The sequence below is a fragment of the Limnothrix sp. HT2024 genome, assembly GCF_059138625.1.
Map to the genome: position 1 here is coordinate 3,037,982 of NZ_CM181121.1, position 26,325 is coordinate 3,064,306.

At 55.9% G+C, this 26,325-nt stretch carries 19 protein-coding genes; 15 read left to right on the forward strand and 4 right to left on the reverse strand.

The features are described from left to right. The first annotated feature begins 36 nt into the window (after positions 1-36). Positions 37-1,101 carry a hypothetical protein gene (locus AC2IAX_RS12315; protein ID WP_494387746.1) on the forward strand — a complete coding sequence of 355 codons (1,065 nt, stop codon included), beginning with the start codon at positions 37-39 and terminating at the stop codon, positions 1,099-1,101. Positions 1,102-1,298: 197 nt separating this feature from the next. Here AC2IAX_RS12315 and cpcD/petH read toward each other — a convergent pair whose 3' ends face one another. Together cpcD/petH and AC2IAX_RS12325 are read right to left on the reverse strand one after the other, a co-directional pair. Next, the gene (gene cpcD/petH, locus AC2IAX_RS12320) at positions 1,299-2,525 is read right to left on the reverse strand and encodes a bifunctional rod-capping linker CpcD/ferredoxin--NADP reductase PetH (RefSeq protein WP_494387747.1); all 1,227 of its coding nucleotides are present in this window, start codon (positions 2,523-2,525) and stop codon (positions 1,299-1,301) included. Positions 2,526-2,865: 340 nt separating this feature from the next. Continuing rightward, positions 2,866-3,033, reverse strand: coding sequence for a hypothetical protein (locus tag AC2IAX_RS12325; RefSeq protein WP_494387748.1), 168 nt, complete (start codon positions 3,031-3,033; stop codon positions 2,866-2,868). Between the two features lie 249 nt (positions 3,034-3,282). Between AC2IAX_RS12325 and AC2IAX_RS12330 the strand changes: the two genes are divergently transcribed. The 5 genes from AC2IAX_RS12330 to cdf31 all read left to right on the forward strand — a co-directional run bounded on the left by AC2IAX_RS12330 (position 3,283) and on the right by cdf31 (position 11,483). Then, positions 3,283-4,284 carry a phosphoribulokinase gene (locus AC2IAX_RS12330; protein ID WP_494387749.1) on the forward strand — a complete coding sequence of 334 codons (1,002 nt, stop codon included), beginning with the start codon at positions 3,283-3,285 and terminating at the stop codon, positions 4,282-4,284. Positions 4,285-4,636: 352 nt separating this feature from the next. Beyond that, on the forward strand, positions 4,637-8,620 hold the full coding sequence (locus AC2IAX_RS12335; protein WP_494387750.1) for a PAS domain S-box protein: 3,984 nt from the start codon (positions 4,637-4,639) through the stop codon (positions 8,618-8,620). Positions 8,621-9,110: 490 nt separating this feature from the next. Then, the gene (locus AC2IAX_RS12340) at positions 9,111-9,896 is read left to right on the forward strand and encodes a hypothetical protein (protein ID WP_494387751.1); all 786 of its coding nucleotides are present in this window, start codon (positions 9,111-9,113) and stop codon (positions 9,894-9,896) included. Between the two features lie 203 nt (positions 9,897-10,099). Beyond that, positions 10,100-10,435, forward strand: coding sequence for a hypothetical protein (locus AC2IAX_RS12345; protein WP_494387752.1), 336 nt, complete (start codon positions 10,100-10,102; stop codon positions 10,433-10,435). 106 nt (positions 10,436-10,541) lie between these two features. Next, positions 10,542-11,483 carry a CDF family zinc efflux transporter Cdf31 gene (gene cdf31 / locus AC2IAX_RS12350; RefSeq protein ID WP_494387753.1) on the forward strand — a complete coding sequence of 314 codons (942 nt, stop codon included), beginning with the start codon at positions 10,542-10,544 and terminating at the stop codon, positions 11,481-11,483. A gap of 280 nt (positions 11,484-11,763) precedes the next feature. Here the strand turns inward: cdf31 and guaA are convergent, their stop codons facing one another. Continuing rightward, entirely contained in the window at positions 11,764-13,371 is a 1,608-nt protein-coding gene (guaA, locus tag AC2IAX_RS12355; RefSeq protein WP_494387754.1) for a glutamine-hydrolyzing GMP synthase, read from the reverse strand. Positions 13,372-13,948: 577 nt separating this feature from the next. Here guaA and moaA point away from each other — a divergent pair. The 9 genes from moaA (at position 13,949) to rpoD (ending at position 24,718) form a co-directional block, all read left to right on the forward strand. Next, positions 13,949-14,941: a GTP 3',8-cyclase MoaA gene (gene moaA / locus AC2IAX_RS12360; protein ID WP_494387755.1), complete on the forward strand. Its 993-nt coding sequence runs from the start codon at positions 13,949-13,951 to the stop codon at positions 14,939-14,941. A gap of 316 nt (positions 14,942-15,257) precedes the next feature. Next, the gene (locus AC2IAX_RS12365; protein WP_494387756.1) at positions 15,258-16,004 is read left to right on the forward strand and encodes a DUF928 domain-containing protein; all 747 of its coding nucleotides are present in this window, start codon (positions 15,258-15,260) and stop codon (positions 16,002-16,004) included. A gap of 56 nt (positions 16,005-16,060) precedes the next feature. Beyond that, on the forward strand, positions 16,061-18,403 hold the full coding sequence (locus AC2IAX_RS12370; RefSeq protein ID WP_494387757.1) for a CHASE2 domain-containing protein: 2,343 nt from the start codon (positions 16,061-16,063) through the stop codon (positions 18,401-18,403). Positions 18,404-18,547: 144 nt separating this feature from the next. After that, positions 18,548-20,011, forward strand: a complete 1,464-nt coding sequence (locus AC2IAX_RS12375; protein WP_494387758.1) for a cyclic nucleotide-binding domain-containing protein — start codon at positions 18,548-18,550, stop codon at positions 20,009-20,011. A gap of 354 nt (positions 20,012-20,365) precedes the next feature. Continuing rightward, positions 20,366-20,698 (forward strand): DUF2605 domain-containing protein, encoded by a 333-nt coding sequence (locus AC2IAX_RS12380; protein WP_099532249.1) that lies wholly within the window; start codon positions 20,366-20,368, stop codon positions 20,696-20,698. A gap of 64 nt (positions 20,699-20,762) precedes the next feature. Beyond that, positions 20,763-21,095, forward strand: coding sequence for a DUF2973 domain-containing protein (locus AC2IAX_RS12385; RefSeq protein ID WP_494387759.1), 333 nt, complete (start codon positions 20,763-20,765; stop codon positions 21,093-21,095). Further along, complete coding sequence (locus AC2IAX_RS12390) at positions 21,085-21,972, forward strand: tetratricopeptide repeat protein (protein ID WP_494387760.1); 888 nt, start codon at positions 21,085-21,087, stop codon at positions 21,970-21,972. The genes AC2IAX_RS12385 and AC2IAX_RS12390 overlap by 11 nt, the downstream gene beginning before the upstream one ends. 105 nt (positions 21,973-22,077) lie before the next feature. After that, positions 22,078-22,839 carry a polysaccharide deacetylase family protein gene (locus AC2IAX_RS12395; protein WP_494387761.1) on the forward strand — a complete coding sequence of 254 codons (762 nt, stop codon included), beginning with the start codon at positions 22,078-22,080 and terminating at the stop codon, positions 22,837-22,839. A 718-nt stretch (positions 22,840-23,557) separates the two neighbouring features. Further along, positions 23,558-24,718 (forward strand): RNA polymerase sigma factor RpoD, encoded by a 1,161-nt coding sequence (rpoD, locus tag AC2IAX_RS12400; RefSeq protein WP_494387762.1) that lies wholly within the window; start codon positions 23,558-23,560, stop codon positions 24,716-24,718. A 492-nt stretch (positions 24,719-25,210) separates the two neighbouring features. Here the strand turns inward: rpoD and AC2IAX_RS12405 are convergent, their stop codons facing one another. Then, the gene (locus AC2IAX_RS12405) at positions 25,211-26,239 is read right to left on the reverse strand and encodes an alpha/beta fold hydrolase (protein WP_494387763.1); all 1,029 of its coding nucleotides are present in this window, start codon (positions 26,237-26,239) and stop codon (positions 25,211-25,213) included. Positions 26,240-26,325 lie beyond the last annotated feature (86 nt).

Here is a 26,325-nt window from a genome sequence, read left to right on the forward strand (position 1 = left end):
AGCTAAGGTCGTCCGGAAAAGGAGAGAGAGCGGGTAATGGCGCGCCTGTTGGGATTGCTACTGTTGGTGGTGGGGTTACTGTTGGTGGCAGCTCAAAACCCTTTGCCCCTGCTGCCGTTGGTGGTGCTTGGCCGGCCGATGGTGGCTTTGCCGTTGGGGTGGTGGCTGGCTAGTGCGGTGGCTGCGGGGGCCGCAACGATGGGACTGATTGGCCTGTTGGTTCAATTGGGCCGGCCGCCTCGCCGTCCGGTGATCGATCGCCGGCCAGCCCCCGAATCCGAGCAGTCTCGCTCTCCCCGACAGCGTTTGATTAATCAGCCCTTAGGCGATGAGTTGGAGGATGAGTGGGGCAGCGGGGAATCGGCCGCCGAGGGCCAAATGAAAGGCCAACCGGGCAATGCCTCTTGGCGATCGCGCCTGTTTTCCTTGCAAGCGGAGCCGCGCCCTTCTGCCACCGCCGCCGAACTGGAACAGGAATTGGCCGATTGGGCTGTGCCCGATCGCCCGCAGAAGGGTTGGAATCACGATCCGGAGTGGGATGAATGGGCAGAAACGGCTCCCGACAGCAACCGAACCCAGCCGAGTCCACCCCGATCGAACCCATCGTCGCCTCAGGATCGTCCCCGATCGACCAATCGGATCGATCGCCCCTTTGACCCCGATCCGGCCCCGGCCCGACCCCCAACTCCTCAGGCCGCCCCCCCAAAACCAGAACCTAAGCCCCTTGAAGCGCCCGCCCGCCCCGCTGCCACCCGCCGCGAAGGAACCAGCTACTCCATTCGCTATCAACGGGACGAGGACGAGTTAGAAGAACTAGCAGCAGAAGCGCCAAAAGTAGAAGAGCCGGAAAAACCAGCAACGCCACCAAGACCGGCAGCACCGCCCAAGGCCGATCGCGCCGCAACGGCCAAAGGCTCAGAATCTTCAAGGCCAGAATCTTCAAAGCCAGAATCAGAATTGCCGCCGCCCGCCGAGCGATCGCGCTCCGTCACCGATGCGGAATATCGCGTTCTGACTCCGCCCGCCCCCCAATCCACCGCCCCTCAGGTCAACGATTGGGATCGATCGGCCCCCGATGATGACTGGGACGACAATTGGTAAAACTTGAATTGGTAGAACTTGAATTGGTAAAGCTTGCACTCACCATGCAACACCCATTCAACCCAAAGCCAATCAAACTCAATACTCAATACAAAGGGGCCGTCGCGATCGCAACGGCCCCCTCAATTTCATGGCAATTCCTAAACCAACTCAGCCATTCCAGCCCAAAACCGGGGTAGAAGCTGAACCCTCAAGGTTTAGTAGGTTTCCACGTGCCAGCGCTCTTCCTTGCGCATTTGCTTCTGATAATCCGCCCAGTTCACACCAAACTTAGACGCGGCCGCCGACATCCCCTCGTCAATGCCCGGCTCCATACCACGCAGACCGCAGATGTAAACATGGGTATTGGGTTGTTGCACCAACGCCCACAGCTCATCCGCATTTTCCTTAATGCGGTCTTGGATGTACATCTTGCCGCCTTGGGCGTTCTTCTGTTCCCGAGAAATGGCGTAGGTGATCCGGCAATGGTCAGGGTTTTCCGCCTGCATTTTTTCCAGATCGTCCTTGTACAGGACGTTGCCGGTATAAGCCACACCAAAGAACAGCCAAGCAAGACCCTTGAATTGGTAATCCGGGTTGTTTTCCTTAAACATCCGCCACAGGAAGGCGCGGAACGGTGCAATCCCCGTTCCAGTCCCCATCATGATGATGTTGGCGTTCGGATCCACGGGCAACAGCATTTCCTTGCCCACGGGCCCCGTGATCGTCACGTCATCGCCGGGCTTCACGTTGCACAGGAAGGTGGAGCAAACCCCTTCAACCCGCTCGCCCGCTTCGTTGGTGTAAACCAATTGACGAACGCAGAGGGAAACCGTTTTGTCATCGAGCAGGTCACCATGCTGCGTTGAGGCGATCGAGTACAGACGCAGCTTGTTGGGTTTGCCGTTCTTGTCCGTTCCGGGCGGGATAATGCCGATGCTTTGGCCTTCCAGATAGCGCAGGTTGCCGCCGCTCAGGTCAAAGGTGATGTGTTGCACCACCCCTTCGCCCCCTTCGCGCACCAGACCTTCATTAGAAATCACCTTGCCCGTGAAGGGATTTTTGGGCTTGTAGGTGTTGACCGGTACATCCGTGGGGAAAATATGCTCATGGCTGACGGCGGCGGGCGGCTCGGCCGGAGCACTCGGGGTCGGTTCCGGCGCGGCGGCGGCGGCCACCGGAGCGGCTGGGGTCAAGCCATCATGGCCCGAATCCACGGTCACCGCCACAATGTTGACAATTTTGCCCCCGAGCCGAGCGATGCGACGCATGAAATCATTCATGCGGCTGTAGGGCACGTTAAAGAACACGCTGCCACTCTTGCGAATCGCGTAACCGTTTTTATCGGATTCACTGCTTTGACGTAACCCGGTTACTTCGTAACGAAATACGCGGTTTCCGGCAGTTGTGTTGCTGGCGCTCCCGGCTGCACTGGGACTATACATGACTTGCTATGACTCTAATCAACGTTTAGGAGTGGGTTTCGATCTGCAAAGATTTTAGCCCCTCTGATGCAAGGCCTTCGCTGGGATTCGAGAAACGGTTGCGCTTGCGGGGGCAATGGCAGCTCGCTGGCCAGGTAAAGAATGGGGCGATCGGCCAAGCAAGACCCCCATTAACCTAAACTTGCACGAACGATATCAGTCTGATACGCTACTGACGGTTCGCTTAGTAAAAATACTTAACGAACTATTAATTTTAGACAACGTGCTCGTTAAACAACTTGTGCGATTGCAACGTTGCGGTTAACGCTTGCGGAAGTTGCTTGGGGAGTGCTGGTTTTCATCAATCCTTCAGCAACGTGACTCTGATCGTGCTTTGGTGACCGATCACTGTTTCGCAACGGCAACCCAGCGATTGACGAAACGCCCGATCGGCCCCGGCCCTGCACATCGCTGGTCGCAGCGATCGCGACAGGTCAACGGCCGCTTCATTGGGGTCTCGAATCAGCACTTGCTGCCCTCTCCTTTGGAGATCATCAATGGCCGATTCATGTCCCAAAGCAACGGTTCTCGGTGTAATTCATGCCACTGGGGTTCATGCCAAATAGAGCGCAGACCCGATGTAGTGCATGATTTTGATCGAGTCGCTTTGATCGTGCATCAATTGACTGCGATAATTGCAGGGATTTTCTTAGGCGCTGTTCGCTGCCGAGCACGCCACACATCCCAGCCAAAGTGTCTAGTGATATAGAGGAAACTTATGACCAGCAAGCCAGATCGCGTCGTCTTAATTGGTGTGGCCGGCGATTCCGGGTGCGGTAAATCGACCTTTTTGCGTCGCCTAGAAGACTTGTTCGGCGCAGAGTTAATGACCGTGATCTGTCTGGACGATTACCACAGTCTAGACCGCAAGCAACGTAAGGAAGCGGGTGTGACGGCTCTGGATCCGAGAGCCAATAACTTTGATCTGATGTATGAGCAGATCAAAGCCCTTAAGAATGGCGAAACCATCAATAAGCCCATCTACAACCACGAAACCGGCCTGATCGATCCGCCGGAAGTGGTACACCCCAACCACATTGTGGTGATTGAGGGCTTGCACCCGCTCTATGACGAGCGCGTTCGCAGTCTGTTGGACTTTAGCGTCTACCTCGATATCAGCGATGAGGTGAAAATCGCTTGGAAGATCCAACGCGACATGGCTGAGCGGGGTCACACCTATGAGGATGTGCTGACCGCGATCGAGGCCCGTCGTCCGGACTTTGAGGCTTACATTGACCCGCAAAAGACCCACGCTGATGTGGTGCTGCAAATTCTGCCGACGCAGTTGATCGCCAACGACGAAGAGCGCAAGATCCTGCGAGTGCGGATGATGCAACGCACGGGTGTTGAAGGATTCGAGCCGGTGTATCTGTTTGATGAAGGTTCCACGATCTACTGGACTCCCTGCGGCCGCAAGCTGACCTGCTCTTACCCCGGTATGAAGCTGTTCTATGGGCCTGACACCTACTACGGCAACCAAGTTTCGGTGCTGGAAGTGGATGGTCAGTTCGAGAATCTCGAAGAGATGATCTACGTAGAAAGCCACCTGAGCAACACCTCTGCGAAGTACTACGGCGAAATGACGGAGCTGTTGCTGAAACACCGTGACTACCCTGGCTCGAACAATGGTTCGGGTCTGTTCCAAGTGCTGACGGGCCTGAAGATGCGGGCAGCCTATGAGCGTCTGACCCAAAAGACGCTGGTGGGTGTGGGTCTGTAAGCGTCCTGAATCCTGACCTCGAAGCTGGTTCGAGACTCGGTTGAGGCAACAGATAGAAACCCGCTTCAAAGCGAGTTTGGAAACTCAATTTCTGGATCCTTTTCGTTGAAATCCGGGGATCTGAAACAATTTGAAGATAATGGTGGGGATGTTCCATGGGGACATCCTCCTTTTTTGTCGATCGGGGTGGCGATCGAGGTGGTGATATTGGATTGATGATTTTGTTGATTAAGCTAGGACATGAGCGCAGGACAAACTGGACGCAGCGAGGCTGATGGGCTGACCAAAGCCTGATAAAAGGGGTTGGGGCCGAGCGATCGGGTTGCCCAACGGCCACAAAGGAACGAAGCGAATGGGTTTGGTGGGAGGACAGACAGGTGATGGCATCGGCGGTAGCCCAAGGCGGCTGTCGTTGCGTTGGCTGCTGGGGCTGGGGGTGGTGCTGCCGGTGGGGGTGGCGTTGGTCATTAGCCAAGGGATCTATGGCTGGCAGGTGCGTGATTTAAGCGATCGCACGGCCCAGCGATGGCAGCAGGTGTTGGGGGCCCGGGCTAGCGATCGACTGGTGAGCCACTTGCAAGGTGCAATTCAGCTTAATCAATCCTTGGGCGATGGGGCCCGCTGGGGCCAGTGGGCCCAAAGTCCCCAAGACCTGGAGCGTTGGCTGTGGCAACAGTCCCAGCGATCGCGGGCCCTGCGATTTGCGGCTTTTGGCCGGGATAATGGGGCCCTAACGGCGGTGGAACGCACGGAAACGGGATCTTTGCTGCTGTGGGCTGCGCCGCCGAAGCCGAATCAGGGGCTGGCCATTTACAACACCAACAGCCAAGGGGATCGATCGGGTCTGCTGCGCAGCCAGGGCGATTTTGCGATCGAGCGGGAGTCTTGGTTTCGGGCAGCGACCTTGGCGGGCCGGCCCACTTGGTTTCTGTGGCCCCTGAGCGAACAGACGGCAACCCCGATCGCGGCGATTGCGGAGCCGGTGGTGGGGGCCGATGGCCGGCGCTTGGGGGTGTCGGTGTCGGCGGTGTCTTTGCAACCGTTGGGGGTGGAACTGGCCCAGTTGGGGGATGTGGATGTGGCGGTGGTGGATCGATCGGGGCGACTGTTGGCCCTGAGTGAGCGATCGACCCAGGCCGGTCAGCCGCCAGCCCGCGATCGCTGGCCCCTGTTGCTGGAGCGTTGGCAGCAGGCCAGCGGCCCCTTAGAACAGTGGGATGGGGAGCGATCGACCACGATTCGCCTGGGCAACCAAACCTATCGCCTTTGGGCCCAACCCCTGGAAAATCCGAATTTACCCAACTGGGTGGTGTTGGTGGCCGCCCCGATCGATAGCCTCAGCGATCCAGGTAGCAATGCCCTCACCGTTGCTGTTCTCTTTCTTTCGGTGGGCTGTGCCCTGGGTGTGGCCTGGTTGTTGCTGCGGCTGATTGAGCAGCCCTTGGCTCGGTTTGCCCAAACGGCCCAAACCATGGCCAGCGGTCACATTACGGGGCCCATTGAACCCACGGGCCTGCGAGAGCTAGATGAAGCGGCCCGCCAAGTGCGGCTGATGATGCGGGAGTTGCGGGCGGCCATGGCGGCCTTTGAGCGCGATCGGGACACCCTCCAAGAACGCATCCGTGAACGAACCAGCGCCCTCAGCCTCTCCGAAACCAAGTTTTCCAAAATCTTTTACGCCAGCCCCAGCGGCATTTGTCTGATGCAACTGGATAACAGTTGCGTTTTGGACTTCAACGACAGTTTCCTCGACATTTTTGGCTATAGCTTCGAGGAAATGATGGGCTTTGCCAGCATGGAATTCAACATCTGGCTGCGGGCAGAGGATCGCCTGGCCGTGATGCAGACCCTGCAACGGGGCAGCAGCATCCGCAACCAGGAAATTCCGGTTCGCACCAAGGGCCGAGACATTCGCACGGTGTTGCTGTCGGCGGAGTTGCTCTATCTCCACGGGATGGAATGCGCCCTGTTGGTGGTTCATGACATCACGGACTACAAAGGCCTAGAAGAAGACCTGCGCTATTCCCAACAGCGCCTGGAGGAAATGGAGCGGCGGCGGGCCTTGGCGCTGTTGGAGGTGTCCCGCGATGAGTTGCGATCGACCCTGGAGAAGCTGGAAACGGTTCTTGGCTCCGTGCGCGATGCCCTCGTTTGGACAGATCCAGCGGGCAAAGTGCAATGGTGTAATCCTGCCTTTGAGCGGTTAGTCCAGCAGTCCCATGAGCAAGTCATTGGCCAAGATTTAATCGACTGCTTGCCTCTGATCCATCGTGGCAAACAACTGCCCACGTCTCTGCATCCGGTCGCCCGGGCGTTGGAAATCGGTTCGGGCAACACGGCCTACGAATTTCACAACTCAGCGGGCGATCGCTATTCCCTAGAAATTGCTTGGTCTAATGTGACGTTGCCGGATCCCGACGGCGCGCCTAACCACAACCAAACCAGTGCCGTCCTGGCGATTCGAGACATCACCGAGCGCAAGCGACTGATTGCCGAGGTGCTGCGGGCCAAGCGTTTCATTGACGGCATTATTGAGCACATTCCGTTGGCGGTTTATGTCAAGGATGTGCGGCAGGATTTCCGGTTTGTGCTCTGGAATCGAGCCAGCGAAAAGCTCTTTGGTATTCCGCGCGATCGGGCCTTGGGCAAAAACGCCGATGATTTGTTTCCCATTAAGCGAGCCACCACCATCCTGGAACAGGACGTGCAGGCCGTGGAAGAGCGGCGCGAGCTAGAAATTCCCGAAGAGCAGGTGACTGGGCCCAATGAATCCCTAGTGTTGCGCACGGTGAAAGTGCCGCTGTTTGATCCCAACGGAGGCGTAGCCTATCTGCTTTGCATTACGGACAACATCACCCAGCGCAAACAGGCGGAACAGGCCCTCAGTGAAAGCCAAGCCCAATTCCGGATGCTGACGGAACAGGCCAGCGGCGATTTGATGTTGGTGCATGACGTGCATGGGCAAATTTTGGATGCGAACCAACAGGTTTGCACCGTGTTGGGCTACTCCAAGGCGGAACTGCTGCAAATGAATGTGCGGGCGATCGACACCCTCGCTTCCTTGGATCAGCACGATCGAATCTGGGCCATGATGAAGCCAGGGCAGCCCGTGACCGTGGAAGGCATGTATCGCTGCAAGAGCGGCCGCACCTTGCCCGTGGAAACCCGGGTGGGAATGCGCGAATCCCAAGGCCAGAAAATTTTCTTGGCGATGGCCCGGGATGTGACCGATCGCAAGCAAATGGAAGAGGCCCTGCAACGGGCCGAAGAAAACTACCGCAGCATTGTGGAAAATGCGGTGGAAGGGATTTTTCAATGCGCCCCCAATGGTCAGTTTTTGGGGGGGAACCAGTCTTTGGCTAAAATGTTTGGCTTCGACTCGATCGAGGAAATGCTCGGCCCCATGGGCTTAAATCGCACCCGCCGGTTCTATGTGGATCCAGAACGATGGGACAGCTTCCTCACGGTCATTGCCGATCGAGGCACGATCTATAACTTTGAGTCGCAAGTGTTCGATCGCGATGGCGATACCTTTTGGGTTTCCGAAAATGCCCGCACGGTCTTTGATGGGGATGGGCGACTGCTGTATTACGAAGGCACGATCCAAAACATCACCGAGCGCAAACAGGCGGAAGAAGCCCTGGTGATGGAGCAAGAAAAGTCCGATCGCCTGTTGCTGAACATTTTGCCCAAGGCGATCGCCGAACGCCTCAAACAGGGCGAAGGATCCTTGGCGGAGCAATATGCCGAAGCAACCATTCTGTTCGCTGATTTGGTTGGTTTCACGCCCGTTTCCGCCCAAATGCGCCCGATCGAGCTGGTGAACCTCCTCAACCAAATCTTCTCCACCTTTGACCAACTGGCCGAAAACCACGACCTCGAAAAAATCAAAACCGTCGGGGACGAATACATGGCCGTGGGCGGCTTGCCCGTTCCCAAGCCCGACCACGTGCAAGCCGTGGCCCAACTGGCTTTGGACATGCAAGCGGCCATTTCCAAATTCACCACCCCCAGCGGCCAGCCCTTCCAAATTCGGATTGGGATCAATACCGGTTCCGTGGTGGCCGGAGTGATTGGAATCAAGAAATTCGCCTACGACCTGTGGGGCGACACGGTGAACGTGGCCAGCCGCATGGAAACCCAGGGAGAACCCGGCAAAATTCAGGTCACCGAAGCGGTTTACGAAACCCTGCGCCAAGAATTCCTATTAGAGCCGCGTGGTGAACTGGAAGTTAAAGGACGTGGCATGATGACCACCTATTGGCTCCTAGGCCGGAAGCCCCAATCGCGAAGCGAAACGGACGAAGCCGAGGCCATGTCTATTTTCAGCAATTAGCAATTCATAGCAAGCCAGCGAGGCGGTGCTTGGCGGGTGATTGACCCAGGAACCGGCGAATGATCGTGCCATTTGGGCGATCGCGTCACCGTTTACCAATGCCCAAAACCGATCGATAGATCTTGCTTAAGTTTTGCGATTAGGAACGATTTTCTATGAATCTTCCCTTGCCATGTTGCTGTCACGAACCACTCGTAATCATGGTTGCCCGCAAACGGCAATTATTGGCAGTTACGAAGTAATTATGGAAGCTAGGATCAAGCCCTTATAAGTGACAGTTCATGAACTTGAGTCTTCCTTTTTAAGGGATTTGGGTTATGAAGGATAAGGAGCAGTAAGCTGAGTGATAACCGAGGCATTTTCAGTCATCTTAGGTATTGATCAGTACCGATTTTGCTGGGGTGATCACCCCACAGACGATCACCGCCATGGCCCCGATCGCTCCCACTGCTTTCTCTCCCCAGGACATTACTGTTTAGAAGGCTTGCCCATGTCTTGTGTTGCATCTCGTGAATACAAAGTGATTTTGCAGGCGAATCAATTTACCGATCGGGCGGCTGGAGTCGATCGATTTTGGTTAGTTGTTCGCAACCTCGCGGAAGGTTTGGGTCTGAAGGTGACGGGCGAACTCAGCGAATTGGTGAAGCGGGAAGTGGTGTTTTTGGACACACCGGAACATGACTTGCTCAACACCGGCTACATCGTGCGCCGTCGGGTGGAACTGAAGGCCGGCAAACCCGCCCGCACGAAGGTGATGCTGAAGTATCGATCGCCCGATCGCTACATTGCTTGGGGCGCAGATGTTTCCACCCCCACGCTCAAGGGCGAAACCAAATTTGAAGAGGACATTGTTCCCCCCTTCCGCAGTCAGTTTTCCCATTCCACGAGTGCCGTTGTGGAATCGGCAAATTGGACAACGATCGGAGATTTGGCCACCAACTTCCCGGGGGTTGATTCCCTGGAACTGTCGGCCAGCAAACCCTTGACCGTTGTGAATCAGTTTGTTGCCAAAGAGTTTGTGCAACGCGGGGCGATCATTGACTTTGGCAAACAGGACGCAGAAGTGGCCCTCACGGCCTGGTATGTGGATCCCGATCGCCAAGCACAGCCTTCAGTGGTTGAGTTTTCGTTTGCTTACGGCGAAGATGCGGAAAACTTTTCCGCTCGCAGCGCCCTCCGCGCCAAAAAACTGTTCGATGGTCTCCAATCCCTCACTGATTGGTATGACCCAAAGGCGATCACTAAAACGCAGTTTGCCTATCAGTTTTCTGGTTGATGAATTTGGTTGATGAATTTGGTTAATTCATCTGGTTAGTTCATCTGGTCAATCAAGCTAGTGACTTCAGCAGAGGATTAGCCAGTTAATTAACTAGTGAATTGGCGTTTGTGAATGAGTGACCCATGCATTGGTCGCCAATGTGTCAGTGGCCAATGTATTAGTTGCCAAACGCCCCATTTCCCTAATCGCTGACAAGGCCCATGGAAACGCTCGATGCTGGTTTGCAGTTCCTTTATGGTTGGATGCCCATCCTAGCGGCATTGGCAGGCATCTGGATTTGGCAACGCTATGGCCAACTGGGATGGGGCTTGTTTGGCACGATCGCCCTGTTGCAATTCGTTGCTCCCTACGTTTGGCCAGCGGTGGCCCTGAACGCTTCTAACGATCGCGTGAACTGGTTTGCGATCGCCCTGGTGTCGTTTTGGTCTGCTGGCATTTGGCAACAATTCCAAGGGCAACGGGCGAAGAAGCTGGATGTTGAATCTGCTCCCGATCGCCCCACCCTCGATGCATCTAGTCACGCTGATGAGTCTTGATGCCCAAAAGCAATGCTCAGAAGCGATGCTCCAAAGCGATGCTCAAAAGCATTGATCCTTTTTCAACCTCCCTCGCGGTCTCTTGGCTTGACCACCGCCTAACACCATGTCTGCCTCTACCAGTTTCCTTAGCCCCGATAAACGTCAGCGAAAGATTCGGTATATCCTGTGGCTGACGCTGTTGCTGAATCTTGTGGTGTTGGTGATCAAAGCCCTCGTGGGTTGGGCCACCGGATCCTTGAGCCTGTTGGCCGATGCCTTGCACAGTGTGACGGACAGCGCCAGCAACGTGCTGGGGTTGGTTACCAGCCAGCTAGCCGATCCGCGCCCCGATCGGGAACATCCCTACGGTCACCAAAAATATGAAGCCCTGGGAGCCTTGGGGATCGCTGCATTTTTGGGAGTGGCTTGTTTTGAAATTATGCAAGGGGCGATCGAGCGACTAACCGGCCAGGGCGAGCCGGTGAATGTGTCGGGCCCGGCGATCGGGCTGACCGTGCTGGTGTTGGGGATCAATATTTTGGTGGCTGTCTACGAACGCCATTGGGGTCAAAAGCTCCACAGCAACATCCTGATGGCCGACGCTCGCCACACTATGGGTGATGTGTGGATCACGATGACAGTGATTGGGGGGTTATTGGGCGTTTGGTGGGGCCAGCGCTGGCTGGATGTGACCCTGGCGTTCCCCGTGGCCCTGTTGGTGTTCAAGAGTGGCTGGGACGTGTTGCGATCGAACCTGCCTTGGTTGATCGATGCCATGGCCGTTCCCCCCGAAGAAATTCACAGCCTGGTGATGAGCGTGCCGGGTGTGGTCAACTGCCACGACATCGCCTCGCGCGGGGTATTAGGGCGGCAAGTCTTTATGGAAATGCATTTGGTGGTGGAGGCAGAGGACGTGCGCCGGGCCCACGACATCACGGAAGCGGTGGAGTCAGCCCTTTGCGATCACTACCATCCCGTGCGCATGACCATCCACGTGGAACCCAATGGTTATCAGAGTGATCAGTTGACCTACAGCATGGACTCAATCACCCATCAGGAAGTTTAAAGAAAATTTAATAATCGGTTAAAAATCCTGAGTTTTCCACAAGGGCGGCCGAGTTTTCCACAGAAAATGTTTAGTTTTCCACAGGATGACCGTCCCCGCATCAATGAATTGAGCGGGGAAATTGGGGATCGATCGGTTTAATTGGGGAAATTTCGTTAAGCTAGAGGGTTAGCTTTTGGGGGCACTTGGTTCGATCGACCTCAACGAATCTCGATCAAGCTCCGTAAATCGAGGTCAATTGAGATTAATCAAGATCGATCGAGTCCCCCCGCAATTAGCCCTATTCCCATTCGATCGTGCCCGGTGGCTTGGAGGTCACATCATAGACCACCCGGTTGACCCCTTCCACCTCGTTCACAATCCGGTTGGAAATGGTCTCCAGCAAATCGTAGGGAACCCTGGCCCAATCGGCGGTCATGCCGTCTTCGCTGGTCACCATCCGCAGCACGATCGGGTAGGCATAGGTGCGCTTATCGCCCATCACCCCCACACTACGCACGGGCAACAACACCGCAAACGCCTGCCAAACGTCGTTGTAGAGGCCAGCACGGTTAATTTCTTGCCGCACAATCAAATCCGCATCCCGCAGAATATCCAGCCGCTCATCGGTGATTTCGCCCAAAATCCGAATGGCCAAGCCCGGCCCGGGGAAGGGCTGACGCTTCACGATCTCTTCGGGCAAGCCGAGGGCCCGGCCCACCTTGCGCACTTCGTCCTTGAACAGCTTCCGCAGCGGTTCCACCAGCTTGAAGCGCAAGTTGTCTGGCAACCCGCCCACGTTGTGGTGGCTCTTGATTTTGACAGCCACGCGCTCGCCGGTTTTGGGATCCATGTTGGTGTCCGCCGACTCAATCACGTCGGGGTACAGGGTTCCCTGCGCCAGGTAATCGAAGGGGCCCAAGCGGGTGGATTCTTCTTCAAAGACGGCAATGAATTCATGGCCAATGATTTTGCGCTTCTGCTCAGGATCGGAAACTCCATCCACGGCATTGATGAAGCGGCGACGGGCGTTGACATATTCCACGGGAATATGAAATTCCTCTTGGAACAGCTTCAACAGACGCTCTGGCTCGCCTTTGCGCATGAAGCCCTGGTCAATGAACATGCAGGTGAGGTTATCCCCGATCGCCTTGTGCAGCAAAAAGGCCAAGGTGGAAGAATCGACCCCACCCGACAGGGCCAACAGCACCCGCTTATCGCCCACGCGGGCCCGCACTTCGCGCACGGACTCTTCCACAAAGGCTTCCGTGGTCCAGGTGGGGTGGCAATGGCAGATGTGATAAACAAAGTTGCGAATGAGGGCCGCGCCTCCGACGGAATGCACCACTTCCGGGTGGAATTGCACGCCGTAGAGCTTGCGTTGGTGATCGGCGATTGCGGCGCAGGGGGTGTTGTCCGTGTGGGCCAAAACCTCAAACCCGCTGGGCAACTGGGTGCAGGAATCGCCGTGGCTCATCCACATGGTGGAACCGTCTTCCACGTTGGTGAGCAAGTCGGTGGGATCATCCACAAACAGGGCCGCTTTGCCATATTCGCCCCGATCGGCTGCTTCTACGAGGCCGCCCAACTGCTGCACCATCAACTGCATTCCGTAGCAAACGCCCAGCACGGGAACGCCCAGGTTCCACAGTTCCGGGTCGCACAGGGGCGCACCATCGGCATAGACGGAACTGGGGCCGCCAGACAGGATGATGCCCTTGGGGCTAAGTTGCCGCAGTTGCTCGGCGGAGGTGCGATAGGACAGAACTTCGGAATAAACCTGGGTTTCGCGAATCCGACGGGCAATCAGTTCGGAATATTGGGAGCCAAAGTCCAAAATGGCGATGAACTGGCGGTTGACTCGGGAGTCGGGGGGGGTGACGGTGGGCGATAGGGTTTCGGTAGTCACGGGTCGTCAGCGAGAAGGTAGACGGAATAGCATATCGGACAGCCTCGCTGCCAGCGGCCATTTTGATGAAGAAATCAATAGGAGCGATCGGGCTGGGCGAGTCAGTTACCGTGACTGCCAATGCAAAATGCTGCGGCCCGATGCTAGGTCATTAAAAACTGAAAAAAACTGATTAGCGCGAAAAATCTGACTCAAAAATCTATTAATTGCGGCGGCTGGATGGGAGGCACTGAGCTGGCGAGTCGTTGGCGGGCAACGAAAACACCAAGCGCGATCGACCAAACCGAATGAAGCGGGCGGGCGATCGGCGGCGGCTCAGTCCACGGCGAACAGCGCGGGCACAGCCAGCCCTTAAGGGCTAACGAGCCAAAAAAAGTGTACCAACTTAGATGGCCGTTGATATGGATGGCCATTTGAATGCCCCGATGATAACCCATGGAGCGGATGAACCGATTAAGGATAACCCATTAGGTATGAACGAACCCGGCAAGAAAAAGCATGGATTTTGGTCGAGATCCTGAATAATGATTGGCCACATCGCCACGAACAAGTTCGTCAGGAACTGGGTTGGGCACTTATGGCCGCTGAAACGATTGATTATCTGCGCATCAGTTTGATTGACCGCTGCAACTTCCGCTGCCAGTACTGTATGCCCGAGGGAACAGATTTGCAGTTTGCGTTGCAACAGGATTTGCTGACCGATGGGGAGTTGCTGCTGTTGTTGCGGGAAGTGCTGATGCCGGCAGGGTTTCGGCGCTTTCGACTCACGGGGGGAGAACCCCTGTTGCGGCCGGGGGTGGTGGAAATTACCCAGGCGATCGCGCAGTTTCCAGAAACCTTGGACTTGTCCCTCACCACCAATGCCTTTCTGCTGAAGGATTTGGCCCAACCGCTCTACGACGCAGGATTACGACGGATTAATATCAGCTTGGATTCCCTGATTCCAGAAACTTTTGATGTGATTATTGGGAATCGGGGGCGATCGCGCTGGCAACAGGTTTGGGATGGCATCCAAGCGGCTCACCGGGTGGGCTTCGATCCGCTGAAACTGAATGTGGTGGTGATCCCGGGCATCAATGACCAAGAGGTGGAAGCCTTGGCCGCCCTGACGCTCGATCGCCAGTGGCATGTGCGGTTCATTGAGTTCATGCCGATCGGGAATCAAGATCTGTTTGCCGATCGGGGTTGGATTGATTCAGAACAGTTGCGACAACGGATTCGATCGCGCTGGGGCCTGACCACCGGTTGGGTCACCGGCAATGGCCCCGCCGACGTGTTCCAAATTCCGGGAGCCAAGGGCACGATCGGCTTCATTAGCCAAATGTCGGAATGCTTCTGCGATCGCTGCAATCGAATGCGCCTTTCGGCCGATGGCTGGTTGCGCCCCTGTCTGCTGAATGAGTCGAGCCAAATCGACCTCAAAAGCCAACTGCGATCGGGCGTTGACCTCCAGGATTTGCGGGCCCAAGTTAGCCAACTGATCCAAGCCAAACCCGAGATCAACTTCAAAAATCGCGAATCAGGAACCACCGGACGCTACGCCCGTACCATGTCCCAGATTGGTGGCTAGGGGCAAACTGAAAACAGCCAGCTAAGATTGGAATCAGCCATTCAAGATTCCATTTCCATTGCCCAGAAGCGGCGAGATCCAGGGCAGTCAGCCCATTTCAGGGCGTTGGCTCCCGGTTGGTCTCGCCCTTGCCTATCCCGGCATTGGAACTTGTGGCCCCCATTCTCTCGTCCAAAACTCCTATCGCAGGGTGTAATCAACCCGTCAGGCAATGCAGGTGCAAGCCAGTGCAACGCACGCTGGAGAACCAGTCATGAGCAACCTTCAGAAAAAAACGCCCACTCGGAACCACTTGGCGACTCGGAGCGCAGTTGCCATGCTGCTATGCGGTGGCATTGCCCTCTCCCTGGCCCCTGCCCAGGCCGCCTCGATCGCTGGGCCTGCCTTCCCCAACACCGAAAACCGAGGCGGCCCCAACCGCACGATCGGGGGTGGCACTCGCTTTGGGGCACCTCGCTCCGGGCTGCGGTTTCCCCAAACGGAAGATCGGGGCGGCCCCAACCGCACCACTGGCGGTGGCACCCGAGGCGGTGAATGTATTGCGGCCACGGGGCCCAACTTGACCCTGCTGCTACCACAAAACCAGTCAGGTCAAGCCACCAGCGCTAACCCAACAGTATTTGTTTACGTGCCCTCCACGGTGGTCAAAACCGCAGAACTGGTGGTGGCCGACCAAGATGGCAACTTGGTCGATCGCCAAGCCGTGCCGCTCACCGGTCAGGCGGGGATTTTAAAAATGTCCCTCCTCAGCCCTGGCAAGGCGCTGCAAACGGGCAAAACCTACAATTGGGCTTTTTCGATTGTTTGTGACCCCAGCGATCGAGCCAGCGATGTGGCCGCGATCGGGGAAGTGAAACTCGTGGCCCTGCCGGACAGCGTTAACCGCCGCCTCAGTGCAGCCCGCGATCCCTTCCAACGGGCCCAAGTCCTGGCAGAAGCACGCCTCTGGTACGACACCTTGGCCACGGCCATCGCCCTCCAAACCACCCAACCGGATCAATGGCAAAGCCTGTTGGAATCCGTGGGCCTGCAAAACCTCGCCAGCGCCCGACTCCTGAATTAGGTTCCCCATCCCAATTTCCCAATTTCCCAATTAGGTTCTCCGGTTGAGTGGCAGTTATGAAATCCTGGGCCAAGATCCTCAAACGGTGGGTCTGGCAGTGGCGAGGCGTGCTGCTGGCGGTTCCCACAGCCACCGGCTTCGTTTTGGGAATGCGGGAATTGGGTCTGCTGCAAGGGCTGGAATGGTTGGCCTATGACCAAATGCTCCAGGCCCGGCCGGCGGAGGCTCCCGATCGGCGCGTGGCAATTGTGGGGATCACCGATGCCGACTTGCAGCGGTTTGGCACCACAACCCTGCCCGATGGGGTCTATGCCCAGGCGATCGAACGGTTAAAGGCCATGGGCCCCCGGGCGATCGGGTTGGATATTTACCGCGACTTGCCCCAGGAACCCGGCCACGCCAACCTGGTGCGCCTGTTTAACAACACCGATTACCTGGTGGGCATTGCCAAGGTGCGGGGGGAAACCGCCGCCGATCGGGTGGCCGCGCCTCCTGCCCTGGCCGCTAAAGGGCAAGTGGGCACCAATGATTTTGTGGTGGATGCGGATGGCAAAGTGCGGCGGGTTTTAATCGATACCCAAGACGTAGAAGACAACAAAATCTACGGTTTGGGTCTTTACCTGGCCCTGCTGTATCTATACCCAGAAAACGTCGCACCCGAATCCGTGGCCGCCGAACCCGGAGCCTTTCAGCTCAAAAACGCCATTTTTCGGCGGTTTCGGAGCCATGACGGCGGCTACATCCATGCCAACGATGCGGGCAACCAACTGCTGCTGAACTATCGTGGCGGGAGTGGCTCCTTTGAAACCGTTTCCTTGCGGGATTTGGTGGATGGCAAACTCCCCGCCAACTGGGCCCGCGATCGGGTGGTGCTGATTGGCAACATCAGCGAAAGCGGCCGCGATCTCTTCCTCACGCCCTATAGCGGTAAACCCCTAGAGCTGCCCCAAAGAATGGCCGGGGTTGAAATCCACGCCCACTTCACCAGCGAAGTGATTGCCGCCGCCCTCGACAATCGCCCCCTCCTCACCACCTGGCAGGAGCCGATCGAGTGGTTGTGGATTGTGGGCTGGGCCGCCGTTGGTTCCACCTTGGCTTGGCTGTTGCGACTGCCGGACTCGCGCCGTTGGATTGCCATTTGGGGCATTGGAGGTTCCGGCGGCTTGGTGTTGCTGTTGTGGGGAATTTGCCAAGGGGCGATGATCCAAGGCCTGTGGGTTCCCTTTGTGCCGCCCCTGCTGTCTTGGTTGGTGGGAGCGACCATGGTGGCCCTGTACCTGGCCCGCACCGCCGGCCAGATTCGCAACACCTTTGGCCGGTATCTGAACAATGAAGTAGTTGCCAACCTGCTGGAAGATCCCGAAGGCCTAAAAATGGGCGGGGAGCGGCGAAAAATCACCATCTTGACCTCCGATCTACGAGGGTTCACGGCCACCGCCGAACGGTTGCCCCCGGAAAGGGTGATCGAAATCATTAATCTCTACCTGGAAGCCATGGCCGATGCGATCACGGACTTTCAGGGCACGATCGATGAGTTTATGGGGGATGGAATTTTGGTGTTGTTTGGAGCCCCCACCACCCGATCGGACGATGGCAAACGGGCGATCGCCTGCGCGATCGCCATGCAGCAAGCCATGGGCGGTGTGAATGCCAAAATGCGCGAAATGGGCTACCAACCCTTGGAAATGGGCATTGGTATCAACACGGGCGAAGTGGTGGTCGGCAACATTGGTTCCTACAAACGGGCTAAATATGGCGTGGTGGGGGCCCAAGTCAACCTGACCTATCGGATTGAGTCCTACACGATCGGGGGACAAATTCTAATTACCGAATCGGCCCTTGAAGAAGCTGGCGGCTCCGATTACGTCAACATTGCCGCCACCCAACAGGTACAGCCTAAGGGCGTTCCCGAACCAATCACCATTTACGACGTGGGCGGCGTGGGTGCGCCCTATCACCTCACCCTGGAACGAGCACAGGAAACCTACTACCCGATCGCCCCCTTGCAATTCACCGCCCAACCCCTGGATGGCAAACATGTCAGCAGTCAGGCTTGGGCCGTTGCGTTGGTGGAGTTGTCTGCCAAAGGCGGTTGGCTGAAAATCCAAGGGGCAATCGACCCGGACAGCAATGCCCCGGCCCCGAACCCCCAGGCCTTAACCAAGCCCCTAACAAATCTCAAGCTGAACCTGGCGGAAGCCTCGGCCCCGGATACCCTGCCCCCAGGCCCGGAAAACCGCGAAGTTTATGTCAAAGTGCTCCCCAGTCCCGATCGCCCGGATCACGTTTTGGTGCAATTCACGTCCAAGTCTCCGGCCCTGGGTCAATGGCTGCAATCCCTGGGCGATCGGGCCCAGGCCACAGCCTCAGAATCGAACACCACTGCCCCTCCAGCTTAAAAATCACCGGTTCCCGGCTGAAAAATCACATTATTTTTGCTTCAGAATCAATTCCTCACCCGAGCAACTCAACTACAGTAATTCGGCCAAATAACGGCTAGTCTGGCTTGATTTCAGCCTCTAGGTTGCTCACCTCTCCCTAACATGAACTGGTTCAAACCCCTTCAGCAAGGCCTTCTGGATTTGCTGCAAACGCCCCTGTTTCAATTGGGCGAAACGGTTATTTCTCTTGGGTTTTTACTGCAACTGGTGCTCTACAGTGCCTTGGTTTACGGCGGTGCGCAAATCATCAAGGGATTTCTGCAAAACCGCCTGCTTGCCAAACTCCGCATTGATGAGGGCAATCGCGGCCCGATCGCCGGCATTGTTAGTTACGGCATCGGCGTTTTGATTTTCGTTGCGCTCTTACAAAGTGCCGGATTCAATCTCAATTCCCTCGCTGTACCGGCCGGAGCTTTGGGGGTGGGTGTGGGTTTGGGCCTGCAAAACATCACCAAAAACTTTGTGGGCGGCTTGAATCTGCTCTTGGAGCGCAAGCTTCGGGTGGGGGATTTCATTGAATTCGATGGGCTGGCGGGGCATGTGGTGGAGGTAGCCCTGCGATCGGCTGTGATTCGCACCCTGGACGGGGCCCATGTGATCGTTCCCAACAGCGATCTAGTGGAAAAACGGGTCATCAATTGGCACTACAACGACTTAGCCGCAAGGCTTCATATCAAAGTCAGCACGGCCTACAGCAGTGACCCGCTGGTGGTGACGGAATTGCTGCTGGATGTGGCCTATTCCGAGTCCATGGTGCTGGATGATCCGGCTCCCACGGTGATTTTGCTGGGGTTGGGCGATCATGGGCTGGATTTTGATCTGCGGGTTTGGATTCGGGGCTATGAACGGGAGTTTGATGCTCGCCATGCCCTCAACTGCGCGATCGAATATCGATTCCATCAACAGGGCATTGAAATTCCCTTTCCCCAGCGGGATTTGTGGCTCCGGAACCCGGAAGTGCTCTATCCCCTTGGGCGCGGCAGTGATCCAACGGCCGCTATGCCCCCTGCACCCTTGGCCCAACGCCAAATTTCCAGCGAAACACGATCGAGCCTGCTGACGGAATCCCTGAAACGGGTTCACTACTTTTCGCATCTAAATGATTTGGATCTGCGGCGGGTGATTGAGTGCGGTTACCGTCAGCGCCTCAAGCCAGATGAGCTGCTATTTCGGGAAGGGGATCCGGGCAATAGCTTTTATATTGTGCTGTCGGGATCGGTGAAGGTGTTTGTGGCGGAGTTGGATAAGCACCTGACGGATTTGGAGGCGGGGAGCTTTTTTGGGGAGTTGGCGCTGATGTTGGGCATTCCGCGCACGGCAACGGTGAGCGCCAATGAGGAAACCTTGCTCTTTGCCATTAATCAGCGGGGGTTCACGGAGTTGTTGCGACAGCATCCCCCGATCGCGGAGGTGATTGTGCGGGAACTGTCCGTGCGCCAAGAGGAATTGCGCGATCGACAGGCTCAGCTTCGGGCCTTGGGCTTGATTGCGGCCGATGAGGATGACAGCAACCCGGTGCAGTGGGTGCGCAAGCGGATTGCGCGTCTGTTTGATTTGGGGCTTTAGGGCGGGTCGTCCAATTGCCCAAAACCCTGATTCCACTGTGACGAGTCGTGGGGGCAAGGGCGAATCATGAGAGTCGTGGGGCAAGGGCGAATCGTGGGAGTCGTGGGGGCAAGGGCGAATCGTGGGAGTCGTGGGGGCAAGGGGCTTAAGCCCCTTGTCTGGGGTGGTTAGGGCATGGACAATTAACCGTTTTCGCGTGATCCCAAAACATGACGACTGGCCCTCGTCCTGACCATGGCTTGGCCCTCGGCGCTGAAATAGCTGAAAGAGATGATGCGAAATCTTCCAAAAAAATGTTACGAAAGATGAATAGCGTTAAGCTTGTATGTAGATTGGTTAGTTTCCACTTTGCCTATGTCGGCTCCTACCCCTCCCGATCCCAATCTGCTGAAGACCGTCTTGCAGCCGCTGCTTGAAGATTTTCAATATTGGTTTGGGCGATCGCGCACCTTGCTGGAATCGGAGCGCTTGTCGTTTTTGAGCGATGAGCAACAGGAAAGCTTGCTGGCAAGGGTCAAACAGGCCCAACAGGAAGTGAGCAGCACTCAGTTGCTTTTTGAGGCCATGGGGGCCCAAGTGGGTGTTGAAACGTCAACCCTCATGCCTTGGCACAACCTAGTTCAGGAATGCTGGCATGTGGCAATGCGGTTCCGGGCTGAACAGAATCCTTCGGGTTCGGCGGGGTAATCGCCTTCTCAGATCATGTTAGAGACTATTTATTTAGAGATCATCCGTTAGGGAGACGACGGCCGTGCTACAGGTGTTGTATATCCTGGCCTTTGCAGTGTTGGCATTCTTGGCGATCGGGAATTTAGTCCGCAATCTCTTCACACTGGGAACTGAGGCGGGCCGCACGGCCGATCGAATGGATCATCCAGCGCGGGGGGCGGCTCCGGCTCAACCGCCCATCTCGTTGCACCCGGAAATGCTGGACGATCGGGGACAACCGATCCGTGAACCCCTGTTGGTGATGAAGTCAATCACGGTTGAAGATGCTCGCAGCCGTCTGGATGCGTTGTTTGATGCTTCGCCGGGAGATTCATCTAACCCTTCTTCTAACTCTCAACCGACGGATGAGGCTTAAGGATCCACAACGATCGACTCAACCGGTTCTCGGGCAATTTTCGGGCGATCAGAACGGCCGGCCTGGGTTCGATCGGTCTCAGTCTGATCAGTCTCAGTCTGATCAGTCTCAGTTCGGCTGGAAGCCATTCAACGGACAGGGGCGGCGACTTTGGGGACTTTTGGGGGCGATCGGGCTGCTTGGATTGTTGATCGCGCCGGCCGCTCAGGCCCAAGGGCCATCCCAGCCGCGCCGCCCCCAACCGACCAACCCGACCCGCTCCCGATCGCCCCAACCGGCCCGCAATACGCCACCGGGCCCGGCGCAACCCAAACCAGCCCAGCCGAATGCAGCCCGCAGTCAACAGGCCCAAGCGGCCTATGCCAGAGGAACCACCTTGGCGGCGGCGGGCAAGCTTCAGCAGGCGATCGAGGCTTTTTCAGAATCCCTGCGGTTGAATCCGGCCTTAGTAGAGGCCTATAACGATCGGGCGACGGCCTACGCGGCCCTAGACAATCCCTTGGCAGCGATGGCGGACTATAACCGGGCGATCGAACTAGATCCCCGATACGCCAACGCCTATTTCAATCGCGCTAATTTGCTAGTGCAACAGCAGGCCTATTTCCGGGCCATTGAAGATTACGATCGCGCCCTGGCGATCGCAGCGGACGATGCGGAAGCCTTTCACAATCGGGCGATCGCCCAAGCGGCCGTAGGCAATTTGCAAGAGGCCGTGGATAACTTGCAACAGGCGGCCCGGTTATTCGCCCGTCGGGGCGATCGCGAGGGCTACGAACGGGCCCTCAACACGCTGCGGCTTTTGCAACCGGCCGAAGCGCTGCCCAGCACCAATCCTACGAACGCTAATCCTACGAACACCAATCCTACGAACCCGTAACGTTCAGGCGGCAGAACTCTTCGCCCCCGTCCGGCGCGATCACCAATTTAGCTCGCCAATTTAGCTCGCCAACTTAATTTGCTAATGTAGCTGGCCCATTCGGCAATGCAATTTGCTTGGCTCTATCCACGCCTCTATCCCGTTTTGGCGGCCAGCTTTCCCTTGGGTCTGTGGGCCGGAAATCCCGATCACCGGGAAATTGCTCTCAGCTTTGACGACGGCCCCCACCCGGAATATACGCCAGCCCTGTTGCGCCTGTTGGATCAAGAGCAGGTGACCGCTAGCTTTTTTTGGTTGGGCTGTTGGGTCGATCGGGCCCCTGCCGTTGCCAAACAAGTTTGGGACGCGGGCCATTGGCTTGGCCTCCATGGCTACCATCACCGATCGTTTCCCCGCCTCAGCTCAGACGAACTGCAACGGGATTTAAAACGTACCCAACGGGCGATCTCCCAGGCCTGTCAGCTTGATCCGGCTTGGGTGCAACACCATGTGCGAGATTTGCGGCCACCCAACGGGCTATTTTTGCCGGGGGCCTTGGCTCAGTGGCGCAGTTGGGGATATCGACCAGTCATGTGGAGCGTTGTGCCGGAAGATTGGACGCATCCGGGGCCGGCGGTGGTGCAGCGGCGGGTTTTGGATCAGGTGCAAAACGGTTCGCTGATTGTGTTGCATGATGGGCCCTGTGGCGGGCGCGATGTGGTCAAAACCGTGGCGCAACTGATTCCGGCCCTGCGCGATCGGGGGTGGCGGTTTGTGACGGTCGATCGGCTGTGGGATGTGATCGAGCAAGGCGCGCTCAACCCGGCTTCCCCAAAACCAACGGCTCACGAGATCGATCGGGCGATCGATCAAATGTCCAATGAATGAATAGTCGCTGAATACTGGGTCAATCCTGGATTGATGAATGCGCGATCGACGGACTAATCACCCAATCCACAGAACTGTTATTCACGCCCTGAAGGATTGGCCGATTCAAATCCCAAACATGAAAACCCGAAAAATGAAACCCAAATGAAATCAATAGCCCTGTGATTTAGAAAAGAGCGTGTTACAACAGAGGAAGGCTCAAGAAAACGCGAAAGCATCACCTTGGAGGTCTGTAAATCAGCCCCAATCGAGCCTGTCTAGGGAGACGAAATCGCTGGAAGTATTTCAGCGACAATGGCCGGGGCGATCACGAGGAAAAAAGACCGTTCCTCTGCTGACAACATTTGCCGCTTATCCAGGGAAATATCAATAACTCATAACTTAAACCCTAGCCAAATTGCCCACTTCAGCCGACACAAGATCGGTCATGGGCGGCAAATCAGCGGCCAATCGGTTGTTTCTCGCTTGTTTGTTGTGATTTCCGGAGTTAATTGCCAGCAAATTTTCGATCGTCCCGGCAAAATTTCGTAAGACAGGCTACAGTTTATTGGGACATTTCAAAAATCTGGGGCTAATCTGGATCTCGGCAAAAAATCCAGCCCAGACTGCGGCGTTGCCAGCCCTTCAGTGCCTGTTTCCGCAACCGTCGCAGTTTCCAACTTCCCACCGATCACTGCATATCTACCCTACTTCGTTGAAAGGAGCGAGAGGACTCGGCATGACCCAGGCCAAAACCGTACTCGAAGAAATGAATGTATTGACTGATGCTGTGGATGATGTAGAGGTCGAACTAGAGCTACTCACCACAGAGGACGAAGATGAGGTCGATATTGATGAGTATGATGACCCGTCTGCCGAACTCGACGAGGAAGAGGAAGAGCAGCCTGGCAAAGCGGCCGCATCTCGTCGCCGCACGGCTGCTAAGAAAAAGCACTACACCGAAGATTCAATTCGGCTATATCTTCAAGAAATTGGTCGGATTCGCTTGCTGCGAGCCGACGAAGAAATTGAACTGGCCCGTAAGATTGCTGACCTGCTAGAAATCGAACGGGTCCATGAAAAGCTGCTGGATCAACTCGATCGCGCACCGAACGATCGGGAGTGGGCCGAAGCGTTGAATATGGGCTTGCCGGAATTCCGCAAGCGGCTGTATGTGGGTCGGCGCGCCAAGGACAAAATGGTGCAGTCGAACCTGCGCTTGGTGGTTTCGATCGCCAAGAAATACATGAATCGCGGCCTGTCATTCCAGGATTTGATCCAAGAAGGTAGCTTGGGCTTGATTCGCGCCGCCGAAAAGTTTGACCACGAAAAGGGCTACAAATTCTCCACCTATGCCACTTGGTGGATTCGGCAGGCCATCACCCGGGCGATCGCCGACCAATCTCGGACAATTCGCCTACCGGTGCATCTGTACGAAACCATTTCGCGGATTAAGAAAACCACCAAGTTGCTGTCTCAAGAAATGGGTCGCAAGCCCACGGAAGAAGAGATTGCAACGCGGATGGAAATGACGATCGAAAAGTTGCGGTTCATTGCCAAGTCGGCTCAATTGCCAATTTCGCTGGAAACCCCGATCGGGAAGGAAGAAGATTCGCGCCTGGGCGATTTCATTGAATCCGACGGCGAAACGCCGGAAGATCGCGTTTCCAAGAACCTGCTACGGGAAGATCTAGAAAGCGTGCTCGATACGCTCAGCGCCCGTGAGCGCGATGTGCTGCGGTTGCGCTACGGCTTGGATGACGGTCGGATGAAAACCCTGGAAGAAATTGGGCAAATTTTCAACGTGACCCGCGAGCGAATTCGCCAAATTGAAGCGAAGGCCCTGCGGAAGTTGCGCCACCCGAACCGCAACAGCATCTTGAAGGAATATATCCGCTAGGAAGCTGGGTTCAATTCATCTCGCATGGGGCGATCGTCTGAGGGCGATCGCCCTTTTTGGGGTCTAAAGATTGGGGTTGGGAGACATCTGAAAAGTCAAATGAAGAGGCAAAGCTGATCGCTAATTCATTCCATCAAGAAACAAAGGCAAAGACAAAAATAAAACATAGACACCAGTAAACATAGACAAGGGGCTGTGGGCCTGTCCTCATATTTTGGGATCAAGTGGGAACGGTTGATTTTCATGCTCCAGTCGTCACAGACAAGGGGCTTAAGCCCCTTGTTCCCCACGATCTACCAACGGTGGAATTAGCGTTTTGGGAAGATGATTGGCAGTCCCTATAACTTCAAGAAATTTTGAATCGCTTGATGGGATCAAGCGAGAACGATTGATTTTCATGCTCCAGTCGTCACAGACAAGGGGCTTAAGCCCCTTGTTCCCCACGATCTACCAACGGTGGAATTAGCGTTTTGGGAAGATGATTGGCAGTCCCTATAACTTCAAGAAATTTTGAATCGCTTGAGCTGTGCGATCGGGCTGTTCTAAGTGGGGCACATGGCCGCAATTTTCCACCCAAATAAATTGACTTTTGGGCAGCGCCGTTTGGAACTTTTGGGCCGTGGTCTTGGGTAAAATTTGATCTCGATCGCCCCACAGAATCAAGGTCTCTTGGGGCAGTTGAGCAATGCGATCGCCCGTAATGGTGTAGCCACCGTTGCGCGTGAAGGAAATCAGCGCCTCACTCCATCGAGGCATTCCCAAATGCAATGCGCCGCAACGATAGGCCTCTTCGGTGGCACAACGATCGGGGTCGGCGTAGGCCTTGCGCCCAATGCCCGATCGCACCTTTTTATTCGCCAAAAATTGCGTGGCCCATTGTCCCAAGGGGGGAATCAAAAACCGACTGGCGATCGGTTTGCCCACAAATCCAGCACTATCCAGCAGCACCACTTTCTGCACCGCCTCCGGATAGGTGAGGGCAAAATCCATCACGGCTGCACCCCCCATGGAAGCCCCCACCAACACCACCGGCCGCCCAATGATTTGCTGCCAAAAGCAATATAAATGGGTGCGCATTGCTTCAGCGGTAAATTCCAACTGCTCAGGGCGATCGGTGAACCCAAACCCCAACAAGTCCACGGCCCATGTGGCGTATTGTTGGGCTAATCGTGGGAACAATCGACGATATTCCAGCAGTGAACTGTCAAAGCCATGCACGAGCAAAATAGGTGGCGCATCGGGCAATCGATCGGGCAATTCCGGCGGTTGACCCGTGACGAAACTGGTTTCGATCGGCAATACACGATGGGGATCGGGCCAGGGAGTTTGGATCGTTTGGCGCTGAATTTGACGCACAAAGTCGATCGACTCTGATTCCGTTAAATTGGCTACTGCTTCAGGTAAAAATTCCGGAAATTCATTTATGGCTTCCTGATGAATTCCCTGGCCAGATTCCTGATTGATGTTCTGATTAACTTCCTGATTAGTATTTTGATTAATATCTCCCTGCACAGTCACCACCTCAAATGAAAATTTAGTCCAAACTCAATGCGTCAACCCATGGATCATCCACCTATCCATCATCGTAGGGCAACACCCCAAAAATC

What these genes read in the sequence shown, in the direction of transcription:
- AC2IAX_RS12315 (WP_494387746.1), top strand. Translation starts at nt 37, where the DNA reads ATGGCGCGCCTGTTGGGATTGCTACTGTTGGTGGTGGGGTTACTGTTG.
- cpcD/petH (WP_494387747.1), bottom strand. Translation starts at nt 2,525, where the DNA reads ATGTATAGTCCCAGTGCAGCCGGGAGCGCCAGCAACACAACTGCCGGA.
- AC2IAX_RS12330 (WP_494387749.1), top strand. Translation starts at nt 3,283, where the DNA reads ATGACCAGCAAGCCAGATCGCGTCGTCTTAATTGGTGTGGCCGGCGAT.
- AC2IAX_RS12335 (WP_494387750.1), top strand. Translation starts at nt 4,637, where the DNA reads ATGGGTTTGGTGGGAGGACAGACAGGTGATGGCATCGGCGGTAGCCCA.
- AC2IAX_RS12340 (WP_494387751.1), top strand. Translation starts at nt 9,111, where the DNA reads ATGTCTTGTGTTGCATCTCGTGAATACAAAGTGATTTTGCAGGCGAAT.
- AC2IAX_RS12345 (WP_494387752.1), top strand. Translation starts at nt 10,100, where the DNA reads ATGGAAACGCTCGATGCTGGTTTGCAGTTCCTTTATGGTTGGATGCCC.
- cdf31 (WP_494387753.1), top strand. Translation starts at nt 10,542, where the DNA reads ATGTCTGCCTCTACCAGTTTCCTTAGCCCCGATAAACGTCAGCGAAAG.
- moaA (WP_494387755.1), top strand. Translation starts at nt 13,949, where the DNA reads ATGGCCGCTGAAACGATTGATTATCTGCGCATCAGTTTGATTGACCGC.
- AC2IAX_RS12365 (WP_494387756.1), top strand. Translation starts at nt 15,258, where the DNA reads ATGCTGCTATGCGGTGGCATTGCCCTCTCCCTGGCCCCTGCCCAGGCC.
- AC2IAX_RS12370 (WP_494387757.1), top strand. Translation starts at nt 16,061, where the DNA reads ATGAAATCCTGGGCCAAGATCCTCAAACGGTGGGTCTGGCAGTGGCGA.
- AC2IAX_RS12375 (WP_494387758.1), top strand. Translation starts at nt 18,548, where the DNA reads ATGAACTGGTTCAAACCCCTTCAGCAAGGCCTTCTGGATTTGCTGCAA.
- AC2IAX_RS12380 (WP_099532249.1), top strand. Translation starts at nt 20,366, where the DNA reads ATGTCGGCTCCTACCCCTCCCGATCCCAATCTGCTGAAGACCGTCTTG.
- AC2IAX_RS12390 (WP_494387760.1), top strand. Translation starts at nt 21,085, where the DNA reads ATGAGGCTTAAGGATCCACAACGATCGACTCAACCGGTTCTCGGGCAA.
- AC2IAX_RS12395 (WP_494387761.1), top strand. Translation starts at nt 22,078, where the DNA reads ATGCAATTTGCTTGGCTCTATCCACGCCTCTATCCCGTTTTGGCGGCC.
- rpoD (WP_494387762.1), top strand. Translation starts at nt 23,558, where the DNA reads ATGACCCAGGCCAAAACCGTACTCGAAGAAATGAATGTATTGACTGAT.